Source organism: Parasedimentitalea marina (assembly GCF_004006175.1).
Lineage (GTDB): Bacteria > Pseudomonadota > Alphaproteobacteria > Rhodobacterales > Rhodobacteraceae > Parasedimentitalea > Parasedimentitalea marina.
The window spans coordinates 989517-1002591 of the sequence record NZ_CP033219.1; the positions used below are offsets into that span (position 1 = coordinate 989517).

A 13075-nucleotide genomic window follows, 5' to 3' on the forward strand; every position below is an offset into this window, starting at 1 on the left:
GGGCCGCGGCCGAGACCTTGAAAGTACAGTCGCCGCTGCTGACGTGTTGGCAGTTTAGTTTTGTTGAACTGTACTGTGCCACTCGGACAAGAACCTTTTGCGTTTCAGGTGATCTAGAAAGACCAACAACCCCGGACCTAGCTGAATAGGGCGGAACGGCACGTTTTGGGCTGTACCGGTGGTGGGATAACGGTGGAATGGATACTCGACCACGATGGGGCTGTTCCAGGCGGCGTCCAGCAGATGGTCGACGAAATCGCCGGCCAGGTCGGGCTCTTGCGCGGTGGTCAGGATCACTGCGGTGCGCAACATCATGTTGGTGTAGTCCTTTGGCTCGATAATGGTGATGCGGTCGGCCAGGTCCTTGCGGGCGCGGGCGTAGCTGCCCAGCACGTTGTAGGCGACGGCGATCTCACCCCGCGCCACAGCCTCGATCATGTCGCTGGAGCAACAGAACAATTTGGCCCTAAGGCTGCCCATGATTTCCATCAATCGCCAGTAGGATTCCGACGTGCGGGCGTCCTGAGTTGCAAACAGGTAGCCCAAGCCACTGGAGCCGACGTCATAGGTGCCGATGCGACCCCGGAACCGGTCCGGATGCTTGCGCAGCAGCGAGATCAGCTGTTGCCGGGTTTCTGGGATCTCCAGATCGGCAAAGGCTGAGGGCGACACCACGATCGAGGCAGGCTCTTGCGAGAAGGCAAAGACATGATTGCGCCAGTTGCCCCAGACCGGGATCAGATCCACAGCGCTTGAGTGGTGGGCCTGCGTGTAGCCGTCATTGGCCAGTTTGATCTGCAAATCCATGGCCGAGGACAGAGCAAGATCGAACGGCTGCTGCTCCTGCATCACGGCGGTCATCAGCTCGGCACTGCTGGCGCTGGTGTAGTCAATGGCCACACCTGGGTGATCTTGCAGGAAACTCTCGATCATCGGGGTCAGCAAAGCGGTGTCGGTGGTCGACAGAATTCGGATCGTGCGGGTCTCGCCGCTGCCGAACCGGTGGTGTTCTTCCACCTCGAATGCCTGCGTGGGCATTGCAAACGTAAGTGCGGCCGCAATCAGGCCAATGGAAAGCAAAGGGATACGCATGCGCCGGTTCCGGATTTACTGGTTTCAATGAGAAGGGTGCCGCCATGGGCCTCGACGACCTCGCGGGCGATGGTCAGGCCAAGGCCAGAGCCGACAGTGCCAACAGCGTTTTCGCCACGGGTGAACCGCTGGGTCAGCGCATCGGTGTCCATATCGGCAAAGCCGCCGGCCTCGTCTTCGACCTGGATCGCAATGGTGCTGTCGCTGTGCCGGGTGCTGACCTGAATGGCGCTGTCGGCGGGTGAATATTTGATTGCGTTATCCAGGATATTGCGCACCGCGTTCTGAACCAAAATGGCATCACCGGTAATCTCGGGGCAACTGTAGCCGGTAAAGTGCAGGTTGATGTCCTTCAGTTCGGCGATGGGTTGCAGGCGGTCTACCAGCTCGTTGCTGAGTTCGGTAAGGTCAATCGCCTTGCGTTCCAGGCTGTCGATACGAAAAGTGACCATGGCGTGATCCAGCAACTGCCCCGCCGCGCGCGAGCTTTCATCGATGGCGCGGATCATTTCGCGCAACGAGGCGCGGTTTTCTGGTTTTTCAACCCGGCGCAGGGTGATTTCGGCTTGTGTCCGGACAGTAGCTAGCGGCGTGCGCACCCGGTGGGCAGCCTCGGCGATAAAGTCCTCGGAGCGGGTAAGCGAGACCCGCAGGCGAGCGATAAACTGGTTCAACGATAATACCAGTGGGATCATTTCACTGGGCACCGGGCGTTTTACCGGACGCAGATCCTTGGGGCCGCGACGAGACACGGCTGCGGTCAGTTGTTTCAGGGGGCGAATACTGGATTGCGCGGTCCAGATCGCCAGTATGGTCGCCACCAAAAAGAAGCCAAGACCCAGTTGCAAGGCCGAGCGCGACAATTGCGCCAGCTGCGCGGCCTGGCCCTCGCGAGTTTGGGCAACTGAGATCAGGATGTCAGCCGGTGCCCCATTCAGCGACAGCCGCCGCGACAGGTTCACCATGCGGATGCTGTCCCCTTTGTAACTGAGGGTATCAAATGCTGATTGGCCGGATCGCAGGTTTTGGCCACTGTTGGGCAGGTCTTGATATCCGGTCAGAACCTGCCCACGCATGGACACGCGGTAGAAAACTCGGTCGTCGCTGACGTTGCCCAGCATCGACAGCGCGGCATAGGGGATGTCGACGGTGACTTCATCCGCCTGCACCGAGACCGAGTCCATAATTGACGTGGCCGAGGCCAACAGGATGCTGTCGTGGGTCTGTTGCGCCACATCGCGGGCAAAGCCCAGCACAACAAAGAACAACACGGTGGCCAAAATAGCGCCGCTGCCGACCAGTTGCAGGGTCAGTCGGCGGCGCAAGGAACCACTGGTTGGGAGCGGCTCACTCATACCAGCGATATCCGGTAGCCAAGGCCGCGCACGGTGGTAATTTCAACCCCTGAACCGGCCAAATGTTTGCGCAGACGGCCCACATAGACCTCGATCGCATTTTCCGAGACGTCCTCGTCATAGGAAAACAACCGGTCAACCAGCTTGGGTTTGGAATAGATCCGGTCGGGGCCATTCAGGAAAATCTCTAGCAGTCTCAGCTCTTTGTTACGTAGGGTGATGGTGCGCCCTGACACCGAAAGCGTGCCGGCCAGCGGGTCAAATACCAACTCTCCGAATCGTCTCTGGTTGGAACTGTCGCCTCCGTGGCGTCGCAGAACCGCGCGGCAGCGGGCCTCTAACTCGGAAAAATCAAAGGGTTTGGTAATGTAATCATCAGCGCCAAGATCCAGCATTCCGACCCGGTCCGAGACCTCAGATCTGGCGGTCAGAACGATGACCGGGGTCTCGATCAACCGGCTGCGATGGGTTTTAAGGAAGCTACGCCCGTCGCCGTCTGGCAGCATAATGTCCAGCAATATCAAGTCGTAATCTGTAGTGGCCGAGAAATCTTCGGCGGCGGCAATATCAGCTGCGTGGTCCACCACATGGCCATCCATCCGCAACCGGTCCAGAACGGCTGTAGCCAGGTTGATATTGTCCTCGACCAATAAGAAACGCATCTGGTCCATGTTCCTTTCTGCTGTCGTGACAGGTTTGTGTCAGCTTGCCGTGGTCCCCTTAGTCATGAGCGGCCTTGCCGTGATTTGTCAAATGGGAGAACGAAACAATGAAACTGAATCTGACCCGCCGCGCGGTGATGGCGGCAGCGGCTGCAACCCTGTCACTTGGAGCCCCGGCTTTGGCCGAAGAAAAAGTTCTGGATAGTCTGCACTTTCTGATCCCCGGTGGCGCTGGTGGTGGCTGGGATGGCACCGCACGTGGCACTGGCGAGGCGCTGACAGGCGCGGGTATCGTTGGCACTGCCAGTTATGAAAATATGTCCGGCGGCGGCGGTGGCAAGGCCATCGGCTTCCTGATTGAGAACGCCGACAGCCAGCATGGCACCTTGATGGTCAACTCGACCCCGATTGTGATCCGCTCGCTGACAGGCGTGTTCCCATATAACTTCCGGGACCTGACCATGGTTGCCGGCACCATTGGTGACTATGCGGCCATCGTGGTTGGCAAAGACAGCGCCATCAATTCGATGGGTGATCTGGTTGCGGCCTATCAGGCTGATCCGCGCTCGACCGCTATTGGTGGCGGTTCGGTTCCGGGCGGTATGGACCACTTGGTTGCAGCGATGGTGATGAAGGCTGCGGGCGAAGATCCAACAGCCGTGAAATACATTCCATATGACGCGGGTGGCATGGCCATGGCAGCCTTGCTGTCGGGTGAGATCGCAGCCCTGTCGACCGGGTTCTCGGAAGCGGTGGATCTGGCCAATGCAGGTGAAGTGAAAATCATTGGTGTGACTGCGGGTGACCGGGTGTCGGCCTATGCGGATGCCCCCACCATGAAAGAACAGGGCATCGACGCCGAGTTCGTGAACTGGCGCGGGTTCTTTGCGGCTCCAGGCCTGTCCGAGGACAAGTTGGCGGCCTATCAGACTACGCTGACCAAAATGTATGACACCCCAGAGTGGGAAGCCGTGCGCGAGCGCAATGGCTGGGTCAACATCCACAACAACGGCGACGAGTTCGTGACCTTCCTGGAAAAGCAGGAACAGATCATTGGTGATCTGATGAGTGAACTTGGCTTTCGCTAATCCATGATAATGTCTGGGGCGGCCCTGCGGCCGCCCCGGACTTTACCACCTGACGTATCCAGTGCGCACGACGACACTGGACACACAAAACCACAGCTGAAAATTTCACCTCGGAGGATCCTATGGCGCTTGATCGCTGGATCGCATTGATCATCCTGATGATCTGCATGGCCTATGGATATGCGGCCTTTTTCACCCTGGACGTCGGGCTGCCGCCGTTCATGCAACGCAATGCCATCTGGCCCAGCACCTTCCCCAAGGTCTTGGTGGTCCTGGCGATTGCCTGCACGCTGATTATTTTGCTGGGGCAGGGCAAGGGCGAGGCCGGACCCAAAGAGGGCGACATCGATTACCGCCGTCTGACTGACTACAAACTGGGTCAGGCGCTGCTGCTGCTGGCAATGATGGCGGGCTATGCGCTGATGCTGCGCCCTGTTGGGTTTCTTATTTCAACCGTCGCCTTTCTAACCATAAGCGCCATGGTGCTGGGGGAACGCAAGCTGCAGTATCTGCTGCCGATCACCGTGCTGGCCACTGGTCTGGTCTGGTATCTGGTGCAACAAGTGTTGGGGATCTATCTGCGTCCCCTGCCGTATTTCCTGGGAACCGGAGGCTGATATGTTCGAAGGTATTATGATCGGGCTGACCACGGCCTTTACGCTCTCAAATCTTATGATGGTCATCGGAGGCTGCCTGATTGGCACCTTTATCGGCATGTTGCCGGGATTGGGCCCGATGAGCATCATTTCAATCATGATCCCGGTGGCGATCACCATTGGCGATCCATCAGCGGCGCTGATCCTGCTGGCCGGGGTCTATTATGGCGCCATCTTTGGCGGCTCGACTTCGTCGATCCTGATCAATGCGCCCGGAGTGGCGTCAACCGTGGCCACGTCGTTTGATGGCTACCCACTGGCGCGGGCCGGTAAGGCAGGCAAGGCGCTGACCGTGGCTGCGATCTCGTCCTTCTGCGGCGGATCGATTGGTGCCGTGCTGTTGATGATCTTTGCGCCAGCATTGGCGACTGTGGCCTTGTTGTTCCACTCCTCCGAGTATTTCGCACTGATGGTGGTCGGGCTGTCGGCCATTGCCGCTTTTGCCGGAACCGGTCAGGTGGCCAAGGCGCTGTTGATGACCTTGTTGGGACTGATCATGGCCACCGTAGGCGAGGGGGCGTTGTTTAACATGCCACGCTTCACCATGGGGATTATGGATCTGCAATCCGGTTTTGGCTTTGTCACCCTGGCGATGGCGATGTTTGCCCTACCCGAGGCACTGTATCTGGTGCTTGACCCGTCACGGTCCAACAGTGAGACCGGCGGCGAAATCAAGGATCTGCGCATCACCCGATCAGAAGCGAAGGAAATCGCGCCAGTGATTGGCCGCCAATCGGTGCAGGGCTTTCTGATCGGCGTGTTACCAGGAGCTGGGGCCACCATTGCCTCGTTCCTGGGCTATGCGGTTGAACGTAATATTGCCTCGAAAGAGGATCAGGAAAAGTTCGGCAAGGGCTCTATCAAAGGTCTGGCGGCACCTGAAGCGGCCAATAACGCAGCCTGTACCGGGTCGTTTGTGCCACTGCTGACGCTGGGCATCCCGGGTTCGGGCACCACGGCGATCCTGTTGGGGGCGCTGATTGCGCTGAACGTCAATCCGGGGCCACGCCTGATGGTGGATCAGCCCGAGATCTTCTGGGCGGTGATCATTTCGATGTATATCGGCAATCTGGTGCTGCTGGTCCTGAACCTGCCACTAATTCCTTATATCGCCAAGATTCTGGCGGTGCCGCGCAACTACCTGATCCCCTTCATTCTGTTTTTCACCATGATGGGGGCCTACATCGGCCAGAACAATGCCACCGAGTTGTTGATCCTGGTGGGGCTGGGAATTTGCGCCACGGTGCTGCGGTTCGCGGATTATCCACTGGCACCACTGCTGATCGGTTTCATCCTTGGATCGATGCTGGAAGATAATTTTGCACGGGCGATGCAGCTGTATGATGGGATTGGGTTTATTCTGGATCGACCGATGACTATGGGGCTGCTGGGGATTGCTGCGATATTGATCATCCTACCCAGCTACCGGGCACGGCGTGCGCGATTGCGAGCCAAAGGTGTCGCAGACGGCGATTGAGATCAAAATCAGGGGAGCTAAGGCTCCCCTGATTATATTTTAAGTGCAGGAAAATTCTTATGATTGCCAATCTTCAGCTAAGACCGCGCCTTGTGACCGCTGGCATCGCGGTGATCGGCGTGCTGCTGTTTTGGTGGCTTCACCTGCCATTGCCGTTCTTGCTCGGGCCGATGTTCATGTGTCTGGTGTTTGCGCTGGGCGGCGCACGGATGCTGGGCATGGGACACCTGGGTATGGCATTTCGCACCATTCTTGGAGTGGCTGCGGGGGCATCCATCACCCCGGATGTAGTGACGGCACTGCCCGAGATGGCCCTGTCCCTTATGTTGGTCCCGGTGTTTGTTGTCTGCGTCGCATTGGCTTCGTTTCCGCTGATGCGGCGGGTGTTCAAGTTCGATAAGGTAACCAGCTATTATTGCGCTATGCCCGGCGGATTGCAGGATCTGATGGTGTTCGGCGAGGCGGCAGGGGCCAATTTGCGAGCCTTGTCGCTGGTGCATGCAACGCGGGTTTTGCTGATCGTCAGCGTGGCGCCGTTTGTTTTGGACATGCTGTGGCAAGTGGATCTGTTGTCGCGGCCGGGCAGCGATGCCAGTGACACACCGATCGGGCAACTGGCCTGGATGGTCTTTGCAGGTCTGGCCGGCTGGGGTATTGCCACGCGGTTGAAGATCCTTGGGGCCTCGATCATTGGGCCGATGCTGCTGACGGCGGGACTAAGCCTGTCTGGCGTTATCACCCAACGCCCACCCGCCGAAATGATCTGGGCCTGTCAGTTTTTCATTGGAATGGCGGTAGGCGCGAAATACGTCGGCGTGACCTGGGTCGAGTTGCGCCAAGTTGTCTTGGCTGGGGTGGCCAATGGGGTGGTATTGGCCCTGATGAGCACATTCTTCATTCTTGGGGTCAGCGCCCTGGCGATTGCACCTGCGCTGGATGCATTTCTGGCCTTCCTGCCAGGTGGGCAGGGCGAAATGGTTGTGCTGGCGATCATTGCAGGCGCAGATTTGACCTATGTCGTCCTGCACCACGTCCTGCGTATTGCACTGGTGGTGATGCTGGCGCCGGTCTTGCTGTCACGGTTGAAATAGCTGCTTTGTGTGGGGCTGCCGCTGTGGCGGCACGTGCGGGCTTGGATCAGCCAAGCATATTCAGCCAGAACCAGGCCGAAACCAGGCTAAGCGCAGTTGCAATCAGTACTGATGACGCGGCCACTCGTTTGGCGCGGCCATACATATTGGCAAAGATATAGGCATTGATACCAGGCGCTACCGAGGCTGTTATCACGCCTGAGCGGAACAGATCCACCGGGACATTCTGCGCTGTGCCGAAGGTCCAAACCAGCGCCGGGTGCACCATGAGTGACGTCAGGCAGACAAAAGAGATGACGCGCATGTCGCCTTCTGGGCGGTATTTCAACAGCAACCCGCCAAGCGCAAACAGCGCGGCGGGCAGGGCCGCGCGGATCAGCAGCGACAGGGCCTCGTCCACCGCACTGGGAATTTGTAGCCCGGTCAGATTGACAATGAAGCCCAGGCCAATGGCAAGGATCAGCACGTTCTTGAACATCGCCGCGAACACCGACATCACTGTTTTTACGCCACCGCCGCCGCGATTGCGAACCACTTCCATGGTGGTGATCCCCAGAAAATAGCAAAACGGCGAGTGGAAGGCGATGATGGCGTAGTTTCCGGTCAGATTGTCCACGCCATAGGCGCGTTCGGTTATGGGCAGGCCCAGGAGCAGTGAATTGGAAAACAGACAGCAGAACCCAATGACAATGCAGTCCTCCCAATCGCGCTTGAATATCAGGCGGGCGCCAAAGATGCCGAGGGTAAAACAGATCAGGGCGGCCGTATAATAACTGATCAGCAGACCAGCATCAAAGCCGGTATCAATATCCAAGTTGGAGATGGCGCGAAAGAGCAGGCAGGGGATGGCAAAGTTCTGAGCGAACTTCATCAAGCCATCGACGTAATCTTGTTTGAAATGCCCCGACCTTGATGCGGTGTAGCCCGCACCGATGACCAGAAAGACCGGCAGGATGACGTTAACGAGGCTTTGAAACATCTAAGGTCAGTTCTGGTTGGCCGAAGAAAGGAGCCTCCGGCGGGAGTATTTCAGAAAAAAGATGAAAGTGGTGTCAAATAGGATAGCGGATGACCATGCCGTCATAGGCTGGGGTAATGTGGTCCGGGGTTTCGGCCTCGACTGTGGCGTAGTCGAGGTCGTTATGCATATTGGTCAAAACCGCGCGGCGCGGTTTCAGCTTTTCGATCCACTCGAGCGCCCGCTCGTAGTGGAAATGGGTAGGGTGCGGTTTGCGCCGCAGCGAGTCCAGGATCCAACAATCAAGGTCCTGCAGCTCGGCCAGGGCGTCGTCGTAGATTTCGGCCACATCCGGCAGGTAGGCAAGCTCAGCGATGCGGAACCCGAGAGAGTCAATTGCGCCGTGGTTGACCCGGAAGGGGCGGAAAATGAGCCGTCCACCGGGGCCATCGATGTTGACCGGGCCGTCCAGCGCATGCAGGGATAAAATGGGCGGATAGGGAGAAGTCTCGGGTTGGACAAAGGCATAGCCAAAGCGAGACAGCAGGGCGTTTTGGGTGTCACCGTCGGCATAAACAGGGACCCGTTCGCGCATGTTGAAAACGATCATCCGCAAATCGTCAATGCCGTGTACATGGTCGGCATGGCAATGGGTGTAGAGAACGGCATCCAGGCGGCCTGTGTTGCTGTCAAGCAGTTGGCTGCGCATATCGGGAGACGTGTCGATCAGCACCGTGGTGGTGCCGCCGGGCCCGTCGCGCTCCACCAGTAGCGAGCAACGACGGCGGTTGTTGCGGGGATTTTGCGGGTCGCAGTCGCCCCAGTGGCCACCAATGCGGGGCACGCCGCCAGAGGAGCCGCAACCGAGGATGGTGAAACGCAGTTCTCCCATTATGCAGCCACCGCGTAGGTCGCTGCTTTGGTAAACAGGCGGTTAAAGTTTGCTTGGGTAAGGGCGGCAAAATCGGCGTAGTCGAGGCCATAGACCTGTGCGCCTACACGGGCGGTATGGGCTGTGTAGGCGGGCTCGTTGCGTTTGCCGCGATGGGGCGGTGGTGCGAGATATGGGGCATCGGTCTCGACCAGCACCCGGTCCAATGGAGCGGCGGCAAAGGTGTCGCGGATTTCCTGGCTTTTGGGGAAGGCGGCGATGCCGGACATAGAGAGGTAGCAGCCCAGATCCAGGGTGGCGCGGGCCAGTTCTGGCGAGGAAGAGAAACAATGCATGACGCAGGAAAAGGCGCCGTTGTTCATCTCTTCTGTCAGGATGCGGGTCATGTCGTCATCGGCGGCGCGCGAGTGGATGATCAGTGGCAGTCCTGTGTCGCGGGCGGCGGCGATATGGATGCGCAGGCTGTCCTTTTGCACTTGTGCGGTCTCGGCTGTGTAATGATAATCAAGGCCGGTTTCGCCGATACCGACAAATTTAGGGTGTTTAGCCAGCTCTAGCAGTTCGTCCAGTGTCGCCATGGGCTCGCTTGCGGCGCTCATCGGGTGGGTGCCTGCGGCATAAAACACCGGTGCATGGGCCTCGGCAATGGCGCGCACAGAGGGCTCGTTTTTCAGCTTGGTGCAGATGGTGACCATCCGGGTCACACCAGCCTCGGTCGCGTTGGCGATGATTTCGTCCAACTTGCCCTCGAAATCGGGGAAGTCGAGGTGGCAATGGCTGTCGGTAATCTCAGGTGATATGGTGGTCTGGGTCATGCCTGTCTCTGTCGCGGTAGCGTCCTGGCAGGTCAGCGCCGACCTAATGGGACGCGGTTTTCTGCATCTTGAAAACGGTATCTAGGACAAGCGCGGCGGGGTCAAGGTTCACGGCCTGCCCATGGCGCACCCGCGCTGTGACTTCACCGGCAAGGTCTGCCCAGGCGCGGGCGGCTTGTGGGGTGGGCGACAGTCGGGTTAGCACCGTTGCCTCATCCGATGCCGCCTGAGGCACTGGCGGCGTGCCGCTGGCACCTGTGCGGGCCAGTCGGGCCAGTGCCACGTCGATCAGGGTGAGCAACAGTTCGAACTTTTCGCCTGCACCGCGTTGGGCGGCGGCTTCTGCCAGGGCCATGGCCCGGGGGCGGTCAAGGCGGGGCATCGAGCCAAGAATCTGTATCAGTTCGCTGTAGATTTGCAGCCCGCCAAGATTTAGCAAACGCAGCGCAGCACCAACTGATCCTGCCGCAAGCGCGGCAAGGTGCTCTGGGTTTTCGGGCAGCTCGGCACCGGATTGGACCAGCGCAAGTTGCATGTCGTCGGGGGACAGCGGTGACAGGCGCAGTGTGCGACAACGCGAGCGGATGGTGGGCAGCAGCCGGGATGGCTGGTGCGAGATCAGCAGTAGCGTGGTGCGGGCGGGCGGCTCTTCGAGCATTTTCAGCAGGGCGTTGGCCGCACTGGTGTTCATATCGTCTGCGGCATCGACAATCACCACCCGGCGGCCGCCGTCGGTGGCAGACAGGCCAAAGAAACGATTTAAGGCACGGATGTCATCGACCACGATCTGGTCACGCAGCCTGCTTTTGTCGTTGTAGCTACGGCTGATCGCGGCGAGGCCCGGTTCGGCCAGGGCCTGAATGCGATGCGATACCGGGTGCTCGGGGTTGATATCCAGCGTCTCCACCGGTGGCGGAGCGCCAAACAGGCCAGTCTCGGGGGGAGGCGTAGCCAGCAGAAAACGAGCTATGCGCCAGGCAAGGGTGGCTTTACCGATGCCCTGAGGGCCAGTGAGCAGCCAGCCGTGGTGCAGGCGGTCAGAGTTAAAGGCGGTCAGAAAGGCAGCTTCGGCCTGTGACTGGCCAAACAACTGCTGGACCTCGCGTGGATGTGGTGCGCCGGGGGCCTGATCCGCGCGCGGCAGGTCTTCGTCTGAGGCCTTGCCCTTCATGTCAGTGCGGCCTGAGCCTGCGACAGAACATCGGCGGCGACGGCCTCAAGGGATTGCGTGCCATCGATCACCCGAAACCGCGATGCAAACTCCTGGGCCAGATCCAAGAAACCGGCGCGCATTTTCTGTTGCAGTTCCAACCCAAAATCCTCGAACCGCTCTTCGGCGGTCTGTCGGCCTTTGGCACGGGACAGGCCAATCTCGGGATCCATATCGATCAACAAGGTCAGATCGGGTTCTCGGGCGATCATCAACTTGTGCAGCTTATCAACAGAGGCACGCAAATCTCCGCGCGATAGGCCCTGATACATCCGTGTGCTATCCGCAAAACGGTCACAGATCACCACTTTTCCAGCTGCCAAAGCCGGTTCAATCGTGCGCTCCAGATGGTCGCGCCGGGCGGCAGTGAACAGTAGTAACTCAGTTTCCGCGGACCAGCGGTCGGGATCGCCCTCTAGCACCAACCGGCGGATTTCCTCGGCGCCGGTTGAGCCGCCAGGCTCGCGGGTCAGAATAACCTCGCGTCCCTGTTCACGCAGGGCTTCGGCCAGCAGGCGGCATTGGGTGGATTTGCCTGAGCCATCGATGCCTTCGAATGTCAGAAAAAGGCCAGTGGCCGGTGGTGTTGTCACAGCGCCGCCTCGGGACCATTGATAAAGCGTGCAACCAGGACAGTGGCAGCGGTTTTCACCCGCACGAAGAATCCGCCACTGGGCACATCATTTGCTGCCACAAGCGGCAACCTAATTTCAGGGAGGTCTTCAGGTTGCAGCACCAGTTCAGCCAATTTTTGGCCCTTTTTGATAGGTGCCTGGATGGGGCCGGTATAGACCACCTCGGCATTGATCTGCTTGCCTGACAGGGCGGGCAGCAGAACGGTCAGATCCTCGGCTGGAACCAGCCCTACGGTCGTTTGGGCACCCCGCCAGACTTCGGCCTGAGCCACCGGAATAGAGGCCTTCGCGATCGTTTTGCTGGCAAATTGGCGAAACGACCAGGTAACGAGGGCTTCTGCCTCCTCTGCACGGGCGGCATTGCTGTCCAGTCCCGAGACGACAAATATGACTCGACGATCCCCCTGAACAGCCGAGCCAACCAGACCGTAGCCTGCCTCGGCAGTATGGCCGGTTTTCAATCCATCGGCGCCAATGCCAAGTTTTAGCAAGGGATTGCGATTGTGGATGTTTGACGGCGCACGGCCATCAAATTTGAACTCGGTTTCGGAAAACAAGGGGTAATATTCGGGAAAATCCTCGATCAGATGCTCGGCCAGAATGGCAAGATCCTGAACCGACATGCGGTGACCGGCTGCGGGCCAGCCATTGGCATTGGCGAAGGTGGAATTATTCATGCCCAGCTGCTTGGCGCGTTTGGTCATGTAACGGGCAAATCCAGCCTCGGTTCCATCCGGGCTTAGGGCTTCGGCCAGGACAACGCAGGCGTCATTGCCGGACAGCACAATAATACCGCGCAGCAGGTCTTCGACCCGAACCCTGTCGGTGGTGTCCAGAAACATGGTCGAACCGCCATAGCTCATAGCATGTTCACTGACGGGGAGTTGCTCATCCAGCGTCAGGCGGCCATCGCGGATCGCCTCAAACGCAACATAAAGTGTCATCAGTTTGGACATCGAGGCTGGCGGCAGCGGGGCTTCGGCGTTTTTTGCCAACAACACAGTGTCGGTCAGCTGGTCCACAACATAGGCGGCGCGGGCTTTGGTTTCAAAGGCAGCGGCCGACAGGCTGGAAAGGCTGAGCACAAGGGCGCCCGTGGCAAGCAGGCTGGCCGAGGATTTCAAGATATGGATCATGGCTGTGT

At 58.9% G+C, this 13075-nt stretch carries 13 protein-coding genes; 4 read left to right on the forward strand and 9 right to left on the reverse strand.

The window, feature by feature from the left end:
• Window positions 1-54: 54 nt before the first annotated feature.
• From EBB79_RS04820 to EBB79_RS04830, 3 genes are read right to left on the reverse strand one after another with little or no spacing between them, the layout of a single operon-like run.
• Window positions 55-1092 (reverse strand): ABC transporter substrate-binding protein, encoded by a 1038-nt coding sequence (locus EBB79_RS04820; protein WP_127747846.1) that lies wholly within the window; start codon window positions 1090-1092, stop codon window positions 55-57.
• Window positions 1062-2447: a sensor histidine kinase gene (locus EBB79_RS04825; protein WP_127747847.1), complete on the reverse strand. Its 1386-nt coding sequence runs from the start codon at window positions 2445-2447 to the stop codon at window positions 1062-1064. Before EBB79_RS04825 ends, EBB79_RS04820 begins: the two co-directional genes overlap by 31 nt.
• On the reverse strand, window positions 2444-3109 hold the full coding sequence (locus EBB79_RS04830) for a response regulator transcription factor (protein WP_127750880.1): 666 nt from the start codon (window positions 3107-3109) through the stop codon (window positions 2444-2446). The genes EBB79_RS04825 and EBB79_RS04830 overlap by 4 nt, the downstream gene beginning before the upstream one ends.
• Before the next feature lie 107 nt (window positions 3110-3216).
• Here EBB79_RS04830 and EBB79_RS04835 point away from each other — a divergent pair, with 107 nt between their 5' ends.
• From EBB79_RS04835 to EBB79_RS04850, 4 genes are all read left to right on the forward strand, one after another.
• Window positions 3217-4197: a Bug family tripartite tricarboxylate transporter substrate binding protein gene (locus EBB79_RS04835; RefSeq protein ID WP_127747848.1), complete on the forward strand. Its 981-nt coding sequence runs from the start codon at window positions 3217-3219 to the stop codon at window positions 4195-4197.
• Window positions 4198-4319: 122 nt separating this feature from the next.
• Complete coding sequence (locus EBB79_RS04840) at window positions 4320-4814, forward strand: tripartite tricarboxylate transporter TctB family protein (RefSeq protein WP_127747849.1); 495 nt, start codon at window positions 4320-4322, stop codon at window positions 4812-4814.
• Window position 4815: 1 nt separating this feature from the next.
• The gene (locus EBB79_RS04845; RefSeq protein ID WP_127747850.1) at window positions 4816-6330 is read left to right on the forward strand and encodes a tripartite tricarboxylate transporter permease; all 1515 of its coding nucleotides are present in this window, start codon (window positions 4816-4818) and stop codon (window positions 6328-6330) included.
• A gap of 59 nt (window positions 6331-6389) precedes the next feature.
• The gene (locus tag EBB79_RS04850; protein WP_127747851.1) at window positions 6390-7421 is read left to right on the forward strand and encodes an AbrB family transcriptional regulator; all 1032 of its coding nucleotides are present in this window, start codon (window positions 6390-6392) and stop codon (window positions 7419-7421) included.
• 46 nt (window positions 7422-7467) lie between these two features.
• On the opposite strand, the gene EBB79_RS04855 is transcribed toward EBB79_RS04850, so the two are convergent.
• From EBB79_RS04855 to EBB79_RS04880, 6 genes are all read right to left on the reverse strand, one after another.
• A complete protein-coding gene (locus EBB79_RS04855; RefSeq protein ID WP_127747852.1) occupies window positions 7468-8400 on the reverse strand; it encodes an AEC family transporter in 933 nt (310 codons plus the stop codon).
• Between the two features lie 73 nt (window positions 8401-8473).
• On the reverse strand, window positions 8474-9271 hold the full coding sequence (locus EBB79_RS04860) for an MBL fold metallo-hydrolase (RefSeq protein ID WP_127747853.1): 798 nt from the start codon (window positions 9269-9271) through the stop codon (window positions 8474-8476).
• On the reverse strand, window positions 9271-10086 hold the full coding sequence (locus tag EBB79_RS04865; protein ID WP_127747854.1) for a TatD family hydrolase: 816 nt from the start codon (window positions 10084-10086) through the stop codon (window positions 9271-9273). The genes EBB79_RS04860 and EBB79_RS04865 overlap by 1 nt, the downstream gene beginning before the upstream one ends.
• Before the next feature lie 43 nt (window positions 10087-10129).
• Complete coding sequence (locus tag EBB79_RS04870) at window positions 10130-11257, reverse strand: DNA polymerase III subunit delta' (protein WP_127747855.1); 1128 nt, start codon at window positions 11255-11257, stop codon at window positions 10130-10132.
• On the reverse strand, window positions 11254-11889 hold the full coding sequence (tmk, locus tag EBB79_RS04875) for a dTMP kinase (RefSeq protein WP_127747856.1): 636 nt from the start codon (window positions 11887-11889) through the stop codon (window positions 11254-11256). Before tmk ends, EBB79_RS04870 begins: the two co-directional genes overlap by 4 nt.
• Window positions 11886-13067 carry a D-alanyl-D-alanine carboxypeptidase family protein gene (locus EBB79_RS04880; RefSeq protein ID WP_127747857.1) on the reverse strand — a complete coding sequence of 394 codons (1182 nt, stop codon included), beginning with the start codon at window positions 13065-13067 and terminating at the stop codon, window positions 11886-11888. The genes tmk and EBB79_RS04880 overlap by 4 nt, the downstream gene beginning before the upstream one ends.
• Window positions 13068-13075 lie beyond the last annotated feature (8 nt).

Coding starts and splice junctions, on each gene's coding strand:
- EBB79_RS04820 (WP_127747846.1), bottom strand. CDS start 1,092: ATGCGTATCCCTTTGCTTTCCATTGGCCTGATTGCGGCCGCACTTACG.
- EBB79_RS04825 (WP_127747847.1), bottom strand. CDS start 2,447: ATGAGTGAGCCGCTCCCAACCAGTGGTTCCTTGCGCCGCCGACTGACC.
- EBB79_RS04830 (WP_127750880.1), bottom strand. CDS start 3,109: ATGCGTTTCTTATTGGTCGAGGACAATATCAACCTGGCTACAGCCGTT.
- EBB79_RS04835 (WP_127747848.1), top strand. CDS start 3,217: ATGAAACTGAATCTGACCCGCCGCGCGGTGATGGCGGCAGCGGCTGCA.
- EBB79_RS04840 (WP_127747849.1), top strand. CDS start 4,320: ATGGCGCTTGATCGCTGGATCGCATTGATCATCCTGATGATCTGCATG.
- EBB79_RS04845 (WP_127747850.1), top strand. CDS start 4,816: ATGTTCGAAGGTATTATGATCGGGCTGACCACGGCCTTTACGCTCTCA.
- EBB79_RS04850 (WP_127747851.1), top strand. CDS start 6,390: ATGATTGCCAATCTTCAGCTAAGACCGCGCCTTGTGACCGCTGGCATC.
- EBB79_RS04855 (WP_127747852.1), bottom strand. CDS start 8,400: ATGTTTCAAAGCCTCGTTAACGTCATCCTGCCGGTCTTTCTGGTCATC.
- EBB79_RS04860 (WP_127747853.1), bottom strand. CDS start 9,271: ATGGGAGAACTGCGTTTCACCATCCTCGGTTGCGGCTCCTCTGGCGGC.
- EBB79_RS04865 (WP_127747854.1), bottom strand. CDS start 10,086: ATGACCCAGACCACCATATCACCTGAGATTACCGACAGCCATTGCCAC.
- EBB79_RS04870 (WP_127747855.1), bottom strand. CDS start 11,257: ATGAAGGGCAAGGCCTCAGACGAAGACCTGCCGCGCGCGGATCAGGCC.
- EBB79_RS04880 (WP_127747857.1), bottom strand. CDS start 13,067: ATGATCCATATCTTGAAATCCTCGGCCAGCCTGCTTGCCACGGGCGCC.